This window comes from Aeromonas sp. SER (genome assembly GCF_038739615.1).
Taxonomy (GTDB): Bacteria; Pseudomonadota; Gammaproteobacteria; order Enterobacterales; family Aeromonadaceae; genus Aeromonas; species Aeromonas jandaei.
On record NZ_JBCGFC010000003.1, the window covers coordinates 24,635 to 44,155 of the forward strand.

General features: G+C 61.6%; 16 protein-coding genes. 6 read left to right on the forward strand and 10 right to left on the reverse strand.

Annotated elements, in window-relative coordinates; genetic code table 11:
• Positions 1-14 precede the first annotated feature (14 nt).
• The gene (locus AAHA41_RS05255) at positions 15-2,270 is read left to right on the forward strand and encodes a sulfatase-like hydrolase/transferase (RefSeq protein WP_323070655.1); all 2,256 of its coding nucleotides are present in this window, start codon (positions 15-17) and stop codon (positions 2,268-2,270) included.
• 63 nt (positions 2,271-2,333) lie between these two features.
• Here AAHA41_RS05255 and AAHA41_RS05260 read toward each other — a convergent pair whose 3' ends face one another.
• Positions 2,334-3,350 carry a S66 peptidase family protein gene (locus AAHA41_RS05260; protein ID WP_323070654.1) on the reverse strand — a complete coding sequence of 339 codons (1,017 nt, stop codon included), beginning with the start codon at positions 3,348-3,350 and terminating at the stop codon, positions 2,334-2,336.
• A gap of 271 nt (positions 3,351-3,621) precedes the next feature.
• Here AAHA41_RS05260 and AAHA41_RS05265 point away from each other — a divergent pair, with 271 nt between their 5' ends.
• The 5 genes from AAHA41_RS05265 (at position 3,622) to cysG (ending at position 9,145) form a co-directional block, all read left to right on the forward strand.
• A complete protein-coding gene (locus tag AAHA41_RS05265) occupies positions 3,622-4,464 on the forward strand; it encodes a patatin family protein (protein WP_071911411.1) in 843 nt (280 codons plus the stop codon).
• A 195-nt stretch (positions 4,465-4,659) separates the two neighbouring features.
• Positions 4,660-5,718 (forward strand): anaerobic sulfite reductase subunit AsrA, encoded by a 1,059-nt coding sequence (gene asrA / locus AAHA41_RS05270; RefSeq protein WP_323070653.1) that lies wholly within the window; start codon positions 4,660-4,662, stop codon positions 5,716-5,718.
• Position 5,719: 1 nt separating this feature from the next.
• Entirely contained in the window at positions 5,720-6,559 is an 840-nt protein-coding gene (gene asrB, locus AAHA41_RS05275; protein ID WP_323070652.1) for an anaerobic sulfite reductase subunit AsrB, read from the forward strand.
• 11 nt (positions 6,560-6,570) lie between these two features.
• Complete coding sequence (gene asrC / locus AAHA41_RS05280; RefSeq protein ID WP_323070651.1) at positions 6,571-7,581, forward strand: sulfite reductase subunit C; 1,011 nt, start codon at positions 6,571-6,573, stop codon at positions 7,579-7,581.
• 172 nt (positions 7,582-7,753) lie between these two features.
• Positions 7,754-9,145 (forward strand): siroheme synthase CysG, encoded by a 1,392-nt coding sequence (gene cysG, locus AAHA41_RS05285; RefSeq protein ID WP_323070650.1) that lies wholly within the window; start codon positions 7,754-7,756, stop codon positions 9,143-9,145.
• A gap of 88 nt (positions 9,146-9,233) precedes the next feature.
• Here cysG and AAHA41_RS05290 read toward each other — a convergent pair whose 3' ends face one another.
• The 9 genes from AAHA41_RS05290 to AAHA41_RS05330 form a co-directional block, all read right to left on the reverse strand.
• Entirely contained in the window at positions 9,234-9,836 is a 603-nt protein-coding gene (locus AAHA41_RS05290) for a hypothetical protein (RefSeq protein WP_323070649.1), read from the reverse strand.
• Between the two features lie 307 nt (positions 9,837-10,143).
• On the reverse strand, positions 10,144-10,461 hold the full coding sequence (locus AAHA41_RS05295; protein WP_041209401.1) for a heavy metal-binding domain-containing protein: 318 nt from the start codon (positions 10,459-10,461) through the stop codon (positions 10,144-10,146).
• A 157-nt stretch (positions 10,462-10,618) separates the two neighbouring features.
• Positions 10,619-11,395 (reverse strand): cell division protein DedD, encoded by a 777-nt coding sequence (gene dedD / locus AAHA41_RS05300; RefSeq protein ID WP_323070648.1) that lies wholly within the window; start codon positions 11,393-11,395, stop codon positions 10,619-10,621.
• Positions 11,396-11,457: 62 nt separating this feature from the next.
• Complete coding sequence (folC, locus tag AAHA41_RS05305) at positions 11,458-12,717, reverse strand: bifunctional tetrahydrofolate synthase/dihydrofolate synthase (protein WP_323070647.1); 1,260 nt, start codon at positions 12,715-12,717, stop codon at positions 11,458-11,460.
• A 2-nt stretch (positions 12,718-12,719) separates the two neighbouring features.
• Positions 12,720-13,583, reverse strand: coding sequence for an acetyl-CoA carboxylase, carboxyltransferase subunit beta (gene accD, locus AAHA41_RS05310; protein ID WP_041209398.1), 864 nt, complete (start codon positions 13,581-13,583; stop codon positions 12,720-12,722).
• A 119-nt stretch (positions 13,584-13,702) separates the two neighbouring features.
• On the reverse strand, positions 13,703-14,512 hold the full coding sequence (gene truA / locus AAHA41_RS05315; RefSeq protein ID WP_323070646.1) for a tRNA pseudouridine(38-40) synthase TruA: 810 nt from the start codon (positions 14,510-14,512) through the stop codon (positions 13,703-13,705).
• 162 nt (positions 14,513-14,674) lie between these two features.
• Complete coding sequence (locus AAHA41_RS05320) at positions 14,675-16,885, reverse strand: FimV/HubP family polar landmark protein (protein WP_323070645.1); 2,211 nt, start codon at positions 16,883-16,885, stop codon at positions 14,675-14,677.
• A gap of 269 nt (positions 16,886-17,154) precedes the next feature.
• Complete coding sequence (locus AAHA41_RS05325) at positions 17,155-18,171, reverse strand: aspartate-semialdehyde dehydrogenase (protein ID WP_071911425.1); 1,017 nt, start codon at positions 18,169-18,171, stop codon at positions 17,155-17,157.
• A 169-nt stretch (positions 18,172-18,340) separates the two neighbouring features.
• Positions 18,341-19,462 carry a 4-phosphoerythronate dehydrogenase gene (locus tag AAHA41_RS05330; protein WP_323070644.1) on the reverse strand — a complete coding sequence of 374 codons (1,122 nt, stop codon included), beginning with the start codon at positions 19,460-19,462 and terminating at the stop codon, positions 18,341-18,343.
• Positions 19,463-19,521 lie beyond the last annotated feature (59 nt).

Sequence of the window (19,521 nt, forward strand, 5' to 3'; positions counted from 1 at the left end):
AAGGATGAGCTGATATGAATCGCCCTTTCTCAGGCCGTCGCCGTGCCCTGAGTCTCTCCCGCCTGCTGCTGACCCTGCTCGGTGGCCTGCTCATCGTGACCCTGCTGCTGCCCCTCATCAATCCCGGCAGCTGGCTTGGCCGTGCCCAGCCGCTGGTGCTGGGGCCCGCCGACAACCCGCTGGCCACCCTCACCCGCCACGCCCTGCTCTACAAGAGCGACAGCCGCGGCCTCTATCTGGTGGTGCGCAGCCAGTGGCAACTGCGAGGGCCGCTCCAGCCGGGGGACAAGGTGCGGGTGGAGCTGCTCAATGACAAGGGGGAGCGGATCGACGAGCTGAGCCAACCGGTGGAGAAGCGTCAGGTGTGCCGCCAGCGCCGCTGCACTCTGGATCTCAACAGCACGTTGCGCGCCCCCGACGATGCACTGGCCAGCCGTTACCAGCTGCGGATCGGCCTGCTGCTGGCCGATCGCCCCGAGAGCGGCGACTTCAGCCAGATCCTGCAGACCCTGCCGGAGCAGGGCTTCAACCTCACCTACCTGATGGTGAGCCTGACGCTGGTGCTGGCGCTGAGCGCCGCCGTGCTGAAGGCGGTGCTGCCAAGGCTGCGCCGCAATCTGCGCTGGCGCATCATCGGCAGCCTGCTGCTCGGCAACCTCACCTTCGTGCTGCTGCACGGCTTCGTGGTGTTCAAACTGGGGGAGTTTCTGCTCTGGTCAGGCTTTCGCCCGGAGCACTACTACCTCGCCTGGGGCAGCATGGTGCTGGGCTGGAGCCTCTGCGCACTGGCCGGGTTCAACCTCTATATGGGGCTGGTCTTTACTGCCCTCTCCGGCATAGGGCTGCTGGCCAACTTCATGAAGATCGCCATCTATGGCGTGCCGCTCGGCGGCGATGATCTCGGCAACCTGATGGCGCTGCTGCGGATCCTGCAGGATCAGCACCCCGTCGTGCCGCTGCTTGGCGGTGCTATGGTGCTCTTCCTCTGCTGGCGCTTTGCCCTCTCCCGCTGGATCCTGCGCACCGCCGCCGCCACCGCGGCCTTCTTTGCCCTTTGCGTCTTTGCCACCCAGACCAGCAACAAGCTGCTGGGGGCCAACGTGCGCTACGTGGATCGGGCGGTCAACTACCACAGGGACATCATCCGTTCCGGCCCCGGCCTCTATCTGTTCAATCTGGTGGACGAGATGCTGGAACAGGGCAGCGTGTTTCGCTATCCCTTGCAGATCAACGAATTCACCCCTCAGCTGAGCCAACCGCCGCAGGGGGCGGCGCCGCGCTGGGATCTGGTGATCGTGCTGCAATATGAGTCGCTGATGCTCGACTGGCAGGGGCGGCTCTGCGCCCCCGCGCCCACCCTGAACCTGCCCGCCACCATCCAGCAGTGGCACAAGACCATTCACTCCCCCACCACCGGCGGCATGACGGTGCTGGCGGAGTTCGAGATGAACACCGGCCTGCCGGTGGGACTGCTCAAGCAAGGTGTGGTGCCCTACTACTACCTTTCTGATCAGGTGCCAGGGCTGGCCCGCAGTGCCAGCCAGAGTGGCTACCAGACCCTCTTCGTCCACCCCTATGTGGAGAAGTTCTGGGGCCGCGCCAAGGCGATCCCGGCGCTTGGCTATCAGGAGCGCTGGTTCGACAGCCGTTTTTCCACCCTTGAGCACAAGGGGCTCTATATCTCGGACGATGCCCTCATCGATCACCTGCTCAAACGCAGCGAACAGGATGACAAACCTCTCTTTGCCTACGCGGTCACCATGCAGGGCCACGGCCCCTTCGATGGCCCTCGCTATCAGGCACAGGAGCGCAGCGGCGCCTGCCCGAACGAGAGCGAGAGTGACAGACAGCTGCTCAACACCTACTACACCGGGGTGGTGGATGCCATGGCCTCGCTGGAGCGGCTGCTCAAGAGTCTCGATCAGTCGGGCAAACGCTATCTGGTCATCGCCTTTGGCGATCACCAGCCCTTCCTGATGTCGGCCGGCAAGGGCATTCACGGCGACAAACCGGCGCGCGATGCCACTTATCAGATCCCCATGATGGCCTTCACCCGCGCCGATGACCCCCTCAATCTGGCGACCCAGTTTGCGCCGGTGCGCCAGCTCTATCAGATGGGGCAAGCCACTCGCCAGCTGCTGGCCGGCAATCTCACCCCCATCAGCGACGGCCCCCTGCTCCATCCGGTGCTGGGCGAGGAGAAGGGTTTCGACGTTTCGCCACTGGTGCCGCAGATCCGTGCCAGCTTCCGGGCCGATGCCCTGCCCTGACAATCCCATCCCCCAACAACAGACAAGGCCGCATCAGCGGCCTTGTCTGTTTCCTGCGCTCCGTCAGACGCTCTGCCACCAGGGCTCAAGCAAGGTGAGCTGCTGGCGGTCGAGATCCAGCGCCGCCTCGACGCCCAGCGGCAACGTCAGCATGGGGTGGGTATGGGCGCAGTCAAACTCCGCCAGAATGGGAAAGTGCGGCGCCCCCACCACCTCCAGCAGGATATCGAGCGGGCGCTTGCCACTGCCCTGATCGTTGAACAGCTCGTGCTTGCCGAGGATAAGGGCGCCGATCCGATCAAACACCCCGCACAGCTTGAGATGGGCAAAAGAGCGCTCCAGCGTCTCGGCAGATTTCAGGCTGTCCTCCAGCAACAGAATGTCGCCGCGCTCGATGGCCGGCATATAGGGGGAGCCCCAGATCCCCGCCATGGTATTGAGGTTGCCGCCCATCAGCCGCCCCGCTACCCGCCCTGTCCCCACCGAGATCAGCCGGTTGGGTTGGCACTGCTTGGTCCGGGTCTGATTTTCCCAATCGAGTCGTTCATCGCTCCACTTTGCCGGGGTGGGCAACGTGCAGGGGACGCCAACCTCGTCGGCCAGCACAATCTGTAAAAAGCTGGCCAGCGTCTCGTCCACCAGCGGTGGCAACTCGCCGAACGAGGCCACCAGCGCCGGGCCATAAAAGGTGACCAAACCAGTCTGGGCATGAATGCCGAGCAGCAGCGCCGTCACATCGGAGTAGCCGACGATGATCTTGGGATCGCGCTTGAGCGCAGCAAAATCGAGGTAGGGCAGCAGGGAGTTGGAGTTGCTGCCGCCAATCACCGACATGATGCAGCGCACTTGCGGATCGCGAATAAGGGCGTTGAGCTCCTCGGCCCGCGCGGCGATGGGGGCGGAGCGCCAGTGATCCTGCTGGCCGGTGAGGCTGCCCGCCTTGAGCCGGAAGCCCTGCCCTTCGAGAAAGGCTTTTGCACGGGCAAAACGGGTGGGGGCCCAGGCGGTTGCCGCGCTGGAGGGGGAGAAAAAAGCGATGGTGTCGCCGCGCTGGAGTGGCGGGGCAAAGAGTCTTGTCATCAGGCACATCTCCCGGGGCTCATCAAAGCGTGAAAACAGAGCCCTGACTATCTCTTATCGCCCCTGTTGGCACAACGGTTGGCTCGCCAGTGTTTAGGAATACAAAACGCTTGATTCATTATTAACAGATATTCTAAACAAAACCGCGCTCCTAGAATGACCTCATTGCGATAGCCAGCCCCGGCTGGCAGCCAGAATGGTCGCCCGGGCAAGCCTGAAGCTTGCCGCCGACCGATGCTCTTGCGACGCCGATTTCAATGAGGACCCCGTCATGAACAGAACCGCATCCCCCACAGCTCTGGTTGTTGAAGGTGGCGCCATGCGCGGCATATTTGCCAGCGGCGTGCTGGATGCGTTTATCGAACGTGACTACCGCCCCTTCGACTTCGCCATCGGCGTCTCGGCAGGCGCCACCAACCTGTTGGCCTATCTCGCCAGCCAGCATGGCCGCAGCCACGACATCCTGACCGAGCTGGCCTGCACCCCGGAGTTTCTCGACCCGCTGCGCTTTGCCAAGGGGGGCAATCTGGTGGATATCCACTGGCTCTGGCACACCAGCTGCCGCAAATACCCCCTCGATATCCATCGCTATCGGGAGAGCGGCATCCCCTTCTATGCGGTGGTGACCAATGCCCTGACCGGCAAGGCGGAGTACATCCGGGTCAAGCCGGAGAACATGGATGAGGTGCTGCCCGCCAGCTGCGCCATTCCCCTCGCCTCTCGCGAATATCCCGAGGTGCACGGGGTGCCGATGACCGATGGCGGCGTCGCCGACTCCATCCCGGTGATCGAGGCCTACCGCCGCGGCGCCCGCCAGATGACGGTGATCCTCTCCGAGCCGCTGGGCTACCGGCTCAAGCCGATGCCCTTCCCCTGGATGATCCGCACCCTGCTCAAGACTCACCCCGCGCTGGCACAGGCGCTGGAGCAGCGGGATCGCAGCTACAACGAGGCGCTCGATTTCATCGCCAATCCGCCTGCTGATTGCCAAATAGAGGTGATCGCCCCGGCCGACTACTTCCCGGTGTCCCGTTTTACCCGCGATATCAACAAGCTGGAGATGGGATACGTGATGGGCAAGTGCGCCGGCTATCAGGCCGCCCTGCTCAATTGATAACAGCTTTACAGGCATGACCCGACCTGCCGCGACGCTCGCGCCGCCAACACAATAACCATCGGGTCAGTTGAACAAGATGAGTCATAAACCGGACCGCGGGAAAGCTGTCTAGCTCTCCCGGCTAGTCAATACCGGGACAGACACGCCCCTGGCAATGCCAAGGCATGTCACCCCAAGACAAGGTGTTTATTTATGTCGTTTCTTCTCACCCAGCCCGCGCTGGTGCAGCTGTTCGAGCGGCTGCTACCCGATTACCGGATCATGGCCCCTGCGGCCGAATATCGGGGCGGTCGCTTCTCCGACACCGACAACGTCACCTACCACAGCATCCGCCATCCGGCCGATCTGGTGTGGCAGGAGAAGTCCCACTTCTCCCCGAAAGAGGTGGTACTCCCCATCACCCAGACCCTGTTCCACTTCGACAATCTGGAGCTGCGCGAATCCAGGGTGGAGGCCAAGCCTACCCTGCTGTTCCTACGCAGCTGTGATATCCACGCCCTGCGCCGGCTGGATCAGGTCTATCTCAAGAACGGCCAGAACAGCGACGTCTACTACGCCCGACTGCGCAGCAAACTCAAGCTGGTGCTGCTGGAGTGTCGCGAGAGCTTCGAGAACTGCTTCTGCGTCTCCATGGGTAGCAACGAGACCCGGGACTACGCCGCCGCCATTCGTCTGAGCGATGAGGGTGCCCGCATCGAGGTGAAGGATCCCGAGCTGCTCGGTTACTTTGCCGAGCTCGGTGAATCCGATGACTTCACCCCGGAGTTTGTCCAGAGCAACCCGGTCAAGGTGCGCACCCCGGACAGTGTCTGTGACGACCCGCAGCGGATCCGCCAGATCCTCACCGATCATCCGGTCTGGGCCGAGTACGACAGCCGCTGCATCGGCTGCGGCCGCTGCACCACCTCCTGCCCGACCTGCAGCTGCTACAGCGTGCACGACCTCACCTATGCAGAGAACCCCAAGCAGGGCGAGCGCCGTCGCCAGTGGGCCAGCTGCATGGTGGATGGTTTCAGCGACATGGCCGGTGGCCACGGTTTTCGCGCCAAGCATGGCGAGCGCCTGCGTTATCGCGCCCTGCACAAGGTCAACGACTACAAAGCCCGTCAGGGGGAGGAGCACATGTGCGTCGGCTGCGGCCGCTGCGACGATCGCTGCCCTCACTACATCTCCTTTAGCAACATCATCAACAAGATGACCGATGTGGTCGAACAGACCATCGCGGCCGACAACGCGCAGGGGGCGAACTGATATGTGCCAGTGCCAGCAAACCGCAACAGCAGAACAGCAGCAGGAGGTGGTCGAAAACCGCCTGCTGCCCAAGGCCTACACCATTCTGGCTATCGAGCGCCACACCGAGCTGGAGTGGAACTTTCGGGTATCCCGCGACTTTGATGTCCACTACGGCCAGTTTGTCGAAATCTCCCTGCCCACCGTGGGCGAGGCGCCCATCTCGGTCTCCGACTATGGCGATGGCTATGTGGATCTGTTGATCCGCAAGGTCGGCAAAGTGACCGATGCCCTGTTTGCCCTCGATGTGGGCGACAAGGTGTGGATGCGCGGCGTCCATGGCAACGGCTACCCGCTGGAGGCCTATCACAACCAGCACCTCATCGTGGTGGCGGGCGGTACCGGCGTCGCACCGGTCAAGGGGCTGCTGCGTCGCTTCAGCAAACACCCGGAACAGGTGAAGTCTCTCGACATGATCCTCGGCTTCAAGAACGAGCAGGCGGTGCTCTATCGCCACGAGATGCCGCTCTGGGCCGAGCGCCAGAATCTCATCGTCACGCTGGATGAGGGTGAGGAGAGCGAGCAGTTTCGCATCGGCCGGGTCACCGACTACATCGACCAGCTGGATCTCTCGGATAGCGAGGATATCCAGGCCATCGTGGTCGGCCCCCCCATCATGATCCGTTTCGTGGTGCTCGCCCTGCTTGAGCGCGGCATCCCCAAAGAACGCATCTGGGTCGACTACGAACGCCGTATGGCCTGTGCCGTCGGCAAGTGCGGCCACTGCCGGATGGGCGACACCTATATCTGCGTGGATGGACCGGTCTTTCGTTTTGACCAGGCCCAGCATCTGATCGACTGAGGGAGAACACCATGAGTCTCGATATCGACATCATCAAGGCCCGCGCCAAAAACGAATACCGCCTCTCCAAGGTGCGCGGCGAAGCGATGATCAGCGTGCGCATTCCCGGCGGGATCATGCCCGCCCACCTGCTGGTGGTAGCCCAGCAGATCGCCGAACAGTACGGCAACGGTCTGATCCACCTCACCACCCGCCAGAAGCTGGCGATGCCCGGCATCAAGTATCAGGACATGGACAAGGTCAATGCCGCCCTCGAGCCCTTTATCAGGGAGATTGAGGTGGAGACCTGCGGCATCGAGGTGGCGGACACCACCGCCGGTTACCAGAGCATCGGCGGGCGCAACATCGTCGCCTGTCAGGGCAACACCATCTGCCAGAAGGGCAATATCGACTGCACCGGGCTGGCCCAGCGGATGGAGAAGCACCTCTACCCCAACCCCTATCACCTCAAGATGGTGATCGCCGGCTGCCCCAACGACTGCGCCAAGGCCAACATGGCCGACTTCGGCATCCTCGGCATCGCCAAGATCAATTTCAATGCCGAGCGCTGCATCGGCTGCGGCGCCTGCGTCAAGGCGTGCAGCCACCACGCGGTCGATTGCCTCGCCATCAAGCATGGCAAGGCGATCAAGGAGGAGAGCAAGTGCATCGGCTGTGGCGAGTGCGTGCTGGCCTGCCCGACCCTCGCCTGGCAGCGGGATCCCAAGCAGCTCTACATGGTCAAGCTGGGGGGACGCACCAGCAAGAAGACTCCCCGTACCGGCAAGCTGTTCCTCAACTGGGTCACCGAAGAGGTGCTGCATGCGGTGATCAGGAACCTGTTCGAGTTCGAGGCCGAGATGCTGGATGGCAAACCCATCTATCTGCACATGGGTCACCTTATCGACCGGGCCGGTTATCACAAGTTCAAGGAGCGGGTGCTGCGCGGCGTCACCCTCAACCCGGAAGCCATGGTCGCTGACCGCATCTTCTGGGCCGAAGATCAGTACGTCGCCAACATGCATGTCAAAGCGGTGCAATAGGAAAAACCTCGTTTGGGGAAGCTGATCATAGTGGCCGACAACCGGTGGGGATCTGTCGTTGGCCCGGGCGTGGATCACGCTTCCCCCTTTTTCCTCTCACTGCGTTGCAACGCCTTCTCCTCTTTTCGTCCTGCGCAGCCCGCTGCTGCCGGACCCGCATCCGGAGCCCGTTATGGACTTTCTCCCTCTCTTCTGTCAGCTGCAACACAAGCCGGTGCTTATCGTCGGTGGTGGCGAAGTCGCAGTGCGCAAGGCGCGCCTGCTGCTCGATGCCAAAGCCCGGGTGACCATCAATGCACCCCATCTGGAACCCCAGCTGATGAGCTGGGCCGAGCAGGGACTGCTGACCGTCTGCGCCGCCGATTTTCACCCCGAGCTGCTCGATGGCAAATGGCTGGTGATCGCCGCCACCAACCAGCCCGAGGTCAATCATCAGGTCTTCAACGAAGCGAACCTGCGCCAAATCTTCTGCAACGTGGTAGACGCTCCGGCCCACTGCAGCGCCATCATGCCCGCCATCATTGACCGCTCGCCGCTGATGGTGGCCATCTCCAGCGCAGGTTCGGCGCCGGTGCTGAGCCGCCAGCTGCGGGAAAAACTGGAAGCCATGTTGCCGCAGCATCTCGGCCAGCTCGCGGCGCTGGCGGGCAAGCTGCGCGAGCGGGTCAAGGCCATACCGGACAAGCTGGCCCGCCGCCGCTTCTGGGAGCGGCTCTTTAGCCATGAGCGACTGGCATGCCAGCTGGCCCGCGGCCAGCAACAGGCCGCCGAGCAGAGCGTCGCTGAGCTGCTCAATGAGCCGGTGCTGAGCAAGGGGAGCGTGACTCTGGTGGGCGCCGGCCCCGGCGATGCGGGGCTGCTCACCCTGAGCGGTCTGCAACAATTGCAGCAGGCGGATGTGGTGGTCTATGACCGGCTGGTCTCGCAGGAGGTACTGGCGCTTGTGCGCCGGGATGCCGAGCGGATCTTTGTCGGCAAGGAGGCGGGTCGCCACTGCGTGCCCCAGCAGGCGATCAACCAGCTGTTGCTGGAACAAGCGCAGCTGGGCAAACAGGTGGTCAGGCTCAAGGGGGGCGATCCTTTTATCTTTGGCCGGGGCGGCGAGGAGCTGGAGACTCTGGCCGAGGCGGGCATCCCCTTCTCGGTGGTGCCGGGCATCACGGCAGCGTCGGGTTGCGCCGCTTACAGCGGCATTCCCCTCACCCACCGCGATCACGCCCAGCGGGTGCAGTTCATCACCGGCCACGACAAGGAGGGCAATATCGCGCAGGAGTGGTCGGCGCTGGCGGCCCCCCGCCAGACTCTGGTCTTCTACATGGGGCTGGCCCATGCCGGCCGCATTCAGGACGAGCTGCAAACCCACGGCCTGCCCGGCCACACCCCGGTGGCGCTGGTGGAACAGGGCACCCGGCTCAGCCAGCGAGTAGTGCGCGGCGAGCTGCAGCAGCTGGCGCTGCTGGCCACTCAGGTGGAGAGCCCGAGCCTGATCATCATCGGCTCGGTCGTGACCCTGGCTGACACACTGGACTGGTACGGCGAAGCCAATACCCTGACCGGGGTGTAACCGCTCATAGCGCCCCCCTTCAGCAGACCAGTAAAAAAGCGACGCAGGCCATGGCCTGCGTCGCTTTTATCGCAATTGGCAAACGGATTTATTCGAAGGAGATAGGACCGGTCGAGCCTGCATCACTGTCCTGCCACTCGCTTTCACCGCGCACCCGCGGATCACCCTGCAGGGTATAGAGGATCATCCCCTGCCGGATCTGCAGCGCCCCATCGGCACGCTTGGCCTTGACCTTGACGTCGTTGACCCACACCTGCTCCTTGCCATCCACCCGGATGACGGCCACTGTCTGGCCAGTCCCGCTGTTTTTGGCGACCCACTTGCCCTGATAGGGGGAATTCCCCTTGGCCATCGGCTGTGTGGTAGCCTTGCCTGCCGACCAGGATTGCACGGTGCAGATGCCGTTGGCACGGTTATCGTGCTTGATGGCGTAATCAATGCTCGGCTCGCTGGTGGTGGAATCAGCGCTGATGCCGATCATGATTTTGCCACTCTGGGCAGAGTAGGCATTGGGTGCATTGGTCTTCAGCGAGGCCTTTTTGCCGTTGATATAGACATTGCCATCCTGCGACTTGACCTTGATGTTCATCGGGCAGTCAGCGGTAAAGTTCGGTACCGCTGCCGCCGCGCTGCCAGCATAAGCAGCGATGGCCAGAGTGATAACAGTCAACAGAGCAGATTTTTTGTGCATCCTGATACGCCTTCAAGAAATGGTGGTTCAAGAAAAGTGGTGTCATCCATGATGAGAGGTCATCCTGATGGCAACAACTCTAGTCCAGCCGATGAGGGTGACCCAGTTAAAAAAAATAAAACCCGTGCCCACCGGTTATGAAAAAATATAAATAAACAAAATCAATGAGTTAATCTCAAAGCTGTCTTCATCATCCCCCTATCTGGCATTTCTGTTCTCAAGCGTCGCGCACAAAAAAGCCGATAACCCGGTTATCGGCTGGCCAGTTCAACACGCGGGTTCAGCGCACGGGGGAAAGCTTGCTATCTCAAACCACCACGGCGGTGCCGCTGATGCTGACCATCAGCATGCTGCCGTTCTGCCCCACCACCTCGTAGTCGATATCGATGCCGACCACCGCATTGGCCCCCAGCGCAGAGGCGCGCTCCTTGAGCTCATCAAAGGCAATCTCGCGGGCACGGGCCAGCTCTTTTTCGTAAGCGCCGGAGCGGCCGCCGATAATGTCGCGGATCCCGGCAAAGAGATCCTTGAAAATATTGGCGCCAAGGATGGCTTCGCCCACCACGATGCCGCGGTATTCACGAATGCTCTTGCCTTCCAGAGTGGGGGTTGTCGAGAGGATCATCTTGAACTCCTATGGGTGACAGAGGGCTCAGACTAACCCAACTCCCCGCAAATCCCAACCGGGTGATGGCCTTTGCGACGCAGCGCTTAAAAATTGCGACGACCAGATAAAACAACACCGCGACGGGCGCGGTGTTGTGATGCGAGTGCAATGACCATCAGGGATTGTAAGCGACGACCGAGCCGCTCAGCCCCGTCATCTGGGAGATCTGTCCCTGGATCCCCTGCAGCTTGACCTTGGAGACATCCGGCCCGATAAAGACCCGGTTGATCTGTCCCTGCACCGGCGTGCGCGGCGATGTGTGGGCCGAGTAACCGGCAGCCCGCAGCTTGCTCACCAGTGCGTTGACGCTGTCGACGTTCTTGAACGCGCCGAGCTGGAGGATCCAGCTGCCCTGCGCCGGTGCCGCGGCGGGCGCCGGCGTGGTCGGCTGGCTCATCTTGCTCTCGATAAGGTCATCGAGGGACTTGATCTGGCCTGCCTGCTGTTTGGCTGGCGCAGGAGTCGGCGCCTTGGCTACCTCGACCGGCTTGGTCGGAACCGGTTTTGGTGCCGGCTTGGGTTGTTCAACCGGCGCCTTGGCGACCACTTCCGGCTTGGGTTGCGGCTTGGCAGGCGCGGCCTGCTGCACCGGCTGCTGGGCTGTACTCCCCTGATTGCCGAGGGTCATGGGGTCAGCGACCTCTTCCACCTGCCACTGCTGGGCGGCCGAGGCTTGCTGCTGGCTGGCCAGATGCTCGGCCGGCAGCGTGCTTGCCGCCGATACCTGCAGCGCGGGCTTGGCCGGCTCAAGATCGGGACGCAGCGGAATTTTGGCAAACGCCTCCTCTTTTTGCGCCAGCTTGTGACCATCCAGCAGGTCCGGCAGGAAAATAACGACCAGGGCCACCAGAATAACGGTGCCCACCAGACGGTTTTGAAACTTCGAGGCCAAGTTGACTCCTACTTCCTTTACTTGATCCAATTCATGGCATGCCCCCGACAAAGAGGGGCTGGCTAGCTGGCGAACCCCGCCAGCACATCGGCGACAGTGTAAAACGAACCAAACACAATGACCATATCGTCAGGACTCGATACGGCCAAGGCAGCCTGATAGGCAGCCTCGACGCTGTCAAAGGTCGTCGCCGGCCCCTGCCCGGAGCCAAGCGCCTGCGCCAACTGGGCCGCACTTGCCGCCCGCGGGCCGGTCAGGCTGGCCAGATACCACTCACCGATCAGGCCATCGAGCTCGGCAAGCGACCCCGCCATATCCTTGTCCTTGAGCATGCCCACCACGGCGCGGCGCACACCCGCACAGGGCATCTTGCGCAGCTGGGCGGCCAGATAGGCGGCCGAATGGGGGTTATGGGCCACATCGACGATGACCAGCGGCGCGCTTTGCAGCTGCTGCATCCGGCCAGCCAGCCGGGCATTGGCAAGCCCGTCACTGATGGCTGACTCAGGCAGCGGCAAGCCGAGGGATTCCAGCGCCGCCAGTACGGTGACCGCATTCATCAGCGGCAGGGCCGGTTTGGGCAGATCGCGCCACTGGTGAAGACCTTGGTAATCCCAGCCGGTGGCGTGCTCATCGCCACGAAAATCGATACCGACCTGACGCAGGTTGGCGCCGATACGCGCCGCCTCGCTGGCGATGGTCAGAGGAGGATTGGGCTCGCCGCTGATGGCAGGTTTGCCGGCGCGATACACCCCGGCTTTCTCCACCGCCACCGCCTCGCGGGTATCACCCAGCCAGTCACAGTGATCGAGGGCAATGGAGGTGATCATGGCGACATCGGACTCCACCACATTGGTGGCATCGAGCCGACCACCCAAGCCCACTTCCAGCAGCAGCACATCCGGCGCGGCGCGGCAGAAGAGCCACAAACCGGCCAGCGTCGCAAACTCGAAGAAGGTGAGCGCTATCTCGCCGCGCGCCGCTTCCACTTCGGCAAAGGCGGCGCAGTGATCGCTATCTGCCAGCTCCTGACCGTTGACCCGTACCCGCTCGGTAAAGCGCAGCAGATGGGGCGAGGAGTAGACGCCGACCTGGTAGCCGGCGGCCATCAGAATGCTGGCCGCCATGGCGCAGCTGGAGCCCTTGCCGTTGGTACCCGCCACCGTGATCACCTTGAACGGCAATCGGGTGAGCCCCATGCGACGGGCAACCGTGCCGACCCGCTCCAGCCCCATATCGATAGAGACCGGATGGATCTGCTCCAAATAAGAAAGCCAGTCGACAAGCGACCGGCTTTGGGATTGATGCATGTTTGAACTCATCTTCACTCTGCGATGACGTGAGTATTCATCAGTTTGGCAAGCAGGCTGGCCAGACGGTTACGCATTTCGCGGCGGTCGATGATGAGATCGATGGCGCCCTTCTCCAGCAGGAATTCGGAGCGCTGGAACCCTTCCGGCAGCTTCTCGCGTACAGTCTGCTCGATAACGCGCGGGCCGGCAAAACCGATCAGCGCCTTGGGCTCGCCCACGTTGATGTCGCCCAGCATGGCCAGACTGGCGGAGACGCCACCCATGGTGGGGTCGGTCAGCACGGAGATGTAGGGCAGACCGGCTTTGGACAGACGATCCAGCGCGGCACTGGTCTTGGCCATCTGCATCAGGGAGAACAGCGCCTCCTGCATGCGGGCACCGCCGGAAGCGGAGAAGCAGACCAGACCACGACCTTCCTTGATGCTCTCCTCAACGGCGCGCACGAAGCGGGCACCGACCACGGAGGACATGGAGCCACCGATAAAGGAGAACTCGAACGAACAGGCGACAACCGGTACCCCTTTGAGGGTCCCTTTCATCACCACCAGCGCATCTTTCTCCCCCGTCTCTTTCTGAGCGGCAGACAAACGATCCTTGTAGCGCTTGGAATCCTTGAATTTCAAGACATCATGAGGCTCCAGCTCGGCACCGACTTCGGTGCGGCCCTGCTCGTCGAGAAAACTCTCGAGACGGGCGCGAGCGCTGATGCGCATATGATGATCACACTTGGGGCACACTTCGAGATTGCGCTCCAACTCTGCCCGGTAGAGCACCTGTTCACAAGCACTGCACTTGGTCCACACCCCTTCCGGAATGTTGTGACGACGAGGGGCAGTGATCTTGCTCTTGGGAAGAATCTTCTCAAGCCAGCTCATGGAATTCCTTAATGCTTTTGTGCCTGACAAAACACATCGAGCCTTGTCTGTTCAATGACTTAATAGCTCGATGGCAACAAATGACGGGTCATTAAACCACAATTTTTCGGGCGCAGTTACTAAAAACTGGTCGTACCCGGTGCCGAGTCCGGCAGCCACAACGGGCCAAGCGGTACCCGGGGCAGAGTCAGTTCAGCCGGGTAATCCACATCGACCAGATAGAGGCCACCCGCTTTGGCGGTTGGCCCGGCCAGATTGCGATCCCGGGCAGCCAGCACCTCGGCTACCCACTCCACCGGTTTAAGCCCCTGCCCCACCAGCAGCAGCGAGCCGGTGATGTTGCGCACCATGTGGTGCAAAAAGGCGTTGGCCCGGATATCGAGCACGATATAGGGGCCCTGACGGCTGACACAAAGGTGCGTCACATTGCGCCACGGCGTCTTGGACTGGCAACCGACGGCCCGGAACGAGCTGAAATCCTGCTCACCCAGCAGGCATTGCCCGGCCTGATGCATCAGCTCTGCATCAATCGCTTCGTGATAATGGCTGACGCCGCTGCCGAGAATGGCTGGCCGGCAGTTGTGGTTGTAGATGACATAGCGGTAGCGACGGGCGGTAGCGCTGAAACGGGCGTGGAACTCCTCGTCCACCTCCTTGACCCAGCGCACGGCGATGTCGGGCGGCAGGTTGGAGTTGAGACCCAAAGTCCAGGCCCCTTCGGCACGCTTGGCATCGGTATCGAAGTGGATCACCTGACCGGTGGCATGGACACCGGCATCGGTGCGTCCTGCGCACTGGATGGAGACCGGATGATTGGCGATCCGGCTGAGGGCCTTTTCCAGCTCCTCCTGCACACTGATCACTTCTCGCTGACGCTGCCAGCCGAAGTACCGGCTGCCGTCATATTCAATACCTAGGGCAATTCGCATGGATAAGGGTGTCTTTTGGTAAAGCAGTGAAAGAAACGGGACGGATTATACGCATCTCGCAGCAAAAATCCCAAAATCCGCGCAAAAGCTACGGCCACGGCAACAAGTAAAAAGGGCAGCCGCTGGCTGCCCTTGTCGTTCGAGTTCATCGGGATGATGGGATTATCCCAGTCGCTTGAGCAGTTTTTCCGCTTCGGCGCGCTGATGGTCACTCCCCTGCTCTGCCGCCTCTTGCAGCAGCTCGCGGGCGCTGTCCTTGTCATCAATTTCAAGGTAGGCACGTGCCAGATCCAGCTTGGCACCGACGCCGCCATCATCGGCATCCACATCAAATCCGGTAGACTCCGGCAGCACTTCGGGGAAACCGTCAAGCCCCACATCCAGCGAGAAGCCCTGATAGGGTTCCGGCTCTGACGTAGTGGCATCCGCTTCGGCCAGCAGCTTGTCGATCTCGACGTAACCGCTCTCCTGCGCCTGCTCGCGGGGTTGCAGATCTGCAGGGTGCGACTCGACCTCTGTAAAGGCATCTTCGAAATCGGAGAGCGCCATTTCGTTGGGATCCCACTCCAGATCCGCTTCAGCCTCTTTCTTGGCCTTGAGCGGTTCAGGCTCCAGACCCAGCTCGGCCAGCATCTCGTCGGCACTGGCATCCCCATCCAGACTCAGGTCGATGGCATGCTCATCCTCAATCTCGACAGCCGGCTCCTCAAAGGCACCTTCGAAATCGCTGAGATCGAAACTGGCGAGGTCATCATCGGCAGGCTCGGCGTGAGCCGGCGCACTCAATTCCGGCTCGATGTCGGCAGAAAGATCAGCGTCCAGCTCGGCGAAGAGCGCAGCCTGCAGCTCCTCTTCGCTCATGATCTCGTTGGCGCCTTTGGGCTTGGGATTGAACTCGTTGGCCAGATCCATGGCTGGCTCACTGGAAAGCGCTATCGGCTCGTCATGGGCAAGATCAAGATCCGGCACCAGATCGGGGTCACGGCTGGTAGCAGCAGGCATACGCTCGGGTTCGAAGCCCTGCAGATCCATCTCGCCTTCGTCGCTGAATACCAGTTCAACATCGGGCTTCGGCGCCGGCTCAACCGGCATGAAGCCATCCGGGGTGTTGAGGTCAGGCAGCGGACGCTCCGGCTCGTTGTCGGTGATATCGACGCTGAGCAGATCATCAAACTCGCTGTGATCCTGATCCATCATCATTGCGGTGGATTCAGAGAGGCTCTTCTCCTGCTCTTCCAGCTCACGACGGGCCCGGGCGCGCAGCCAGAGGGTCACCAGCGCCAGCACCAGCAACACCGGCAGCAAAATGATCATCGCCAGATTGAGCGGTGAGGAGAGCAAGTCCATCAGCCAGTTCTGCTTGTGCTCAGGCTCTGCCACCACGGGCGGCACCGGCTTGGCCTTGAGCTCGGCAATCTCTTTCTCCAGCGCTGTCTGATCCTGCAGCTGAGCCTTGAGGGTCTCCACCTCTTCGGTCAGGGATTGCAGGCGCAGCTTGAGCCTGTGGTTCATCTCGGTCACCTGGGCGAGCTGGGCATTGGCATCTTCCAGCGCCAGGGTCATCTCGGTAGCAGGTTTGCCAACCGGTTTGTCCAGATCGGAAGGCAGCGGAGCAGGCGCGGTACCGCTTGCCGCACTCGGTGCCGGGGCAACGGCCTCTTTCGCCGGAGCCTCGTTGACCTTGGCTACTTCCTTGGCGTCAGCCACCTTGGTCTCGGCAGCCGGTTTCGGTTCGGCCACTGGGGCAGGAATGGGTGCAGCCTTGACGGCTGGCAACGGCGCTGGCGCCGCCTTCGCGGGTTCTGCCTTGGCCACTTCAGGCTTGGCTGGCGCGGCTTTTGCTGCGACCGGTTTGGCCGTATGAGCCTGTTTGTTGGCCAGATATTTGGGGCTCAGCCCTTTCCAGCTGGCATTGTCGCTGCGGAACTTGGCGCGGGCCTCGGCATCGGTGATGACGCTCGCCTCGGCAGCGGTGGGCAACTGGATGCGCGAGCCCACCAGAATATGGTTGATATTGCCATCGGCAAAACTGCGGGGGTTTTTCTCGTAGATCGCGACCATGGTCTGATAGACGCTGACGCGGCTGGAGGGACGATACTTGCTTGCCAGACTCCAGAGGGTATCGGTAGGACGAATCGGGCCATAGCTGGCGGGATTGGCGGTTGCCACCTGACGGACGATGGGCTGGGCGGTTGCCCGAACCGGCTGCGCGACGGGCTGGGCCAGCGGCTGGCTGTTGACAGCGGGTGGTGCGGGCTCGTCAGGGCCTTTCAGTTCGACAAAAAACGGCTCCCGTGAGGAATCTGCAGCCTGAACGGTGCCCAGCAGACCCAATGCGAGTAGCGTTGCCAATGTTATGCGGGAATGTCCCATATTCGTTCCTTCGTATGACGGCCCTATCACATTGAAAAATCTGGATAGTTACCCCAAAACAGTCGGTTCAATATAAATCAGGCTCGCCTTGCAAGCCAGCAGTCCGACACATTTAGCACCCAACTTGCCTCTGAGTGTAGAAAAAAACTTAATCAGTTGATATCGCAAAAGAATCTTGCAACACCGCAGTGCGGTGCCGGTCACACACCACGCTATTTGCCCAGAGGGAGCGCCGCCGTCCTGCGGCGCACCCTCTTGGCCATACGGCCTTACAGGTAGTCTCGAACCAGCAGTTCGGCAATCTGGACGCTGTTGGTGGCAGCGCCCTTACGAACGTTATCGGCCACGATCCACATATTTACACCATTGGGGTGAGAAATATCCTGACGAATGCGGCCAACCAGCACTTCATCCTTGCCGGTTGCATCGCGTACCGGTGTCGGATAGTCCCCTTCCTCTTCAAACAGGGTCACGCCCGGCGCTGCGCGCAGCAGATCTTTCACCTGCTCGGCATCGAGCGGCTGGTGCAGCTCGACATGCACAGCTTCAGAGTGGCCGTAGAAGACCGGCACCCGCACGCAAGTCGGGTTCACGGCAATGCTGGCATCGCCCAGGATCTTCTGGGTCTCCCATACCATCTTCATCTCTTCCCGGGTGTAGCCGTTGTCGGTGAAGCTGTCGATCTGCGGGATCAGGTTGAACGCGATCTGCTGGGGGTAGAGAGTCGGCTCGACCGGGCGACCATTGAGCAGCTGAGCGGTCTGTCCTGCCAGTTCACTCACCCCCTCCTTGCCGGAGCCGGAGACGGACTGATAGGTGGCGACGTTGATACGGGCGATGCCCACCTCGTCATGCAGCGGCTTCAGGGCCACCAGCATCTGGATAGTGGAGCAGTTGGGGTTGGCGATGATGTTGCGATTGCGAAAATCGGCCAGTGCATCCGGGTTGACTTCCGGGATCACCAGCGGAATATCTTCGTCGTAACGGAAGCAGGAGGTGTTGTCGATGACGATGCAGCCATGCTCGGCAGCAATCGGTGCCCACTTGGCAGAGACCTCGGCCCCGGCAGAGAACAGGGCTATCTGCACCTCGCTCCAGTCAAACTCCTCGACATCGAGGATCTCGAGGTTCTTGCCATCAAAGCGCACGGTTTCACCAGCGCTGCGGCTGGAAGCCAGCGGATAGAGCGTAGCGACCGGAAACTCGCGCTCTTCCAGGATCTCGATCATGGCCTGGCCCACGGCGCCACTTGCGCCCAATACCGCGACATTAAACTGCTGGCTCATTCTGTTCTCCTCTAATAAAACGGCTATGGCGCCTGCTGGCGCCATGGTCGGCGGGGCTCCGATATGCGGGGCATCCTCGCCTGATATGGCCAATCCGAGGCAGAGCAAACCTGCCGCGGATTGGTAAAAACGGGGTCATAAGTAGTGCGGACGTAGCGGCCCACCCACCTTATAAGTGTGAAATATCAAATCCGGCAGCGCCCAGCATGTGGCAGGCAAACTCACCCTGGATCTGCAGGGAGGAGAGCTCGCGGCGCTCCGGATAATTTTTGCGCTGCTCGTCGAAGCTACCCGGAATACCCAGCCGGGCGCGAAAACGGGCATCGTCGCGGCGCACATCGTAGATAAGGTGAACCAGCTGCTTGATCAATGCCTGATCCGGCGCCCGTCCGGGCACCACCGCCTGCACATCGGCAACCGGCAGCAGCGTACGCAGATCCTGACGGGGCTCGCGCCCCAGCTGGCGGCAGAGCGCCTCATAGAGCATCCAGGTACCACGCGCCTTCCCCTCTAGGCTGTAGCCCGCAATATGGGGGGTGGCAATCTCGGTATGGGGCACCAGCTGCGCAAGCGGCTCCGGTTCGTTCTCCCAGACATCCATCACCAAGCGCAATGGCTTATCTCTCAACTGACGCGCCAGCAGGGCCCGGTTATCCCACACCTCGCCACGGGATGCGTTGATAAGGATCTGCCCGGCGGGGCGCGCAGCTATCTGCTCGGCATCCAGCAGATGGTAGGTCGCATCCGGCCCTTCACGAGTAATGGGCACATGGAAGCTGACGATATCGGCGCCAAGGGCGGTCTGATAGTCGACAAAATCCGCTTCAGGATTATTACGCGCCTTGGGGGGATCGCAGCGCAGCACCCGCATGCCGAGCGCTTCGGCCTTGCCGGCCACGCACTCGCCAGTGTTGCCAGCCCCAATCACCGCCAGCGTCATGGTTGCGAGAGCAAGCTCGTAGCGCTCGGCCAGCACGAGCAGGGCGGAGAGCACATAGTCCCCCACCGAATATTTGTTGCAGCCGGGGGCGCTATAAAAAGGGATATTGCGGCTAGCCAGCAAAGCCTTGTCGACATGATCGGTGCCGATGGTCGCGGTACCGACAAAAGCCAGTTTGGGGCTGGTCGCCAGCAGGTCGGCGTTTACCCTGGTCACCGAACGCACCAGCAGCACATCGGCGTCCTGCAGATCGTTGGCCTGCATCTGCCGCCCGGGCAGGGCAACCACTTCACCAAACTCGGCAAACAGCTCCACGGCGTGGGGCATATTCTCATCTACGACTATTTTCATCGGGCTCTCTTTGCAGGCAACCGCCATGGACGCGCCATTCTAGCCCAAAGCCCGCCAAC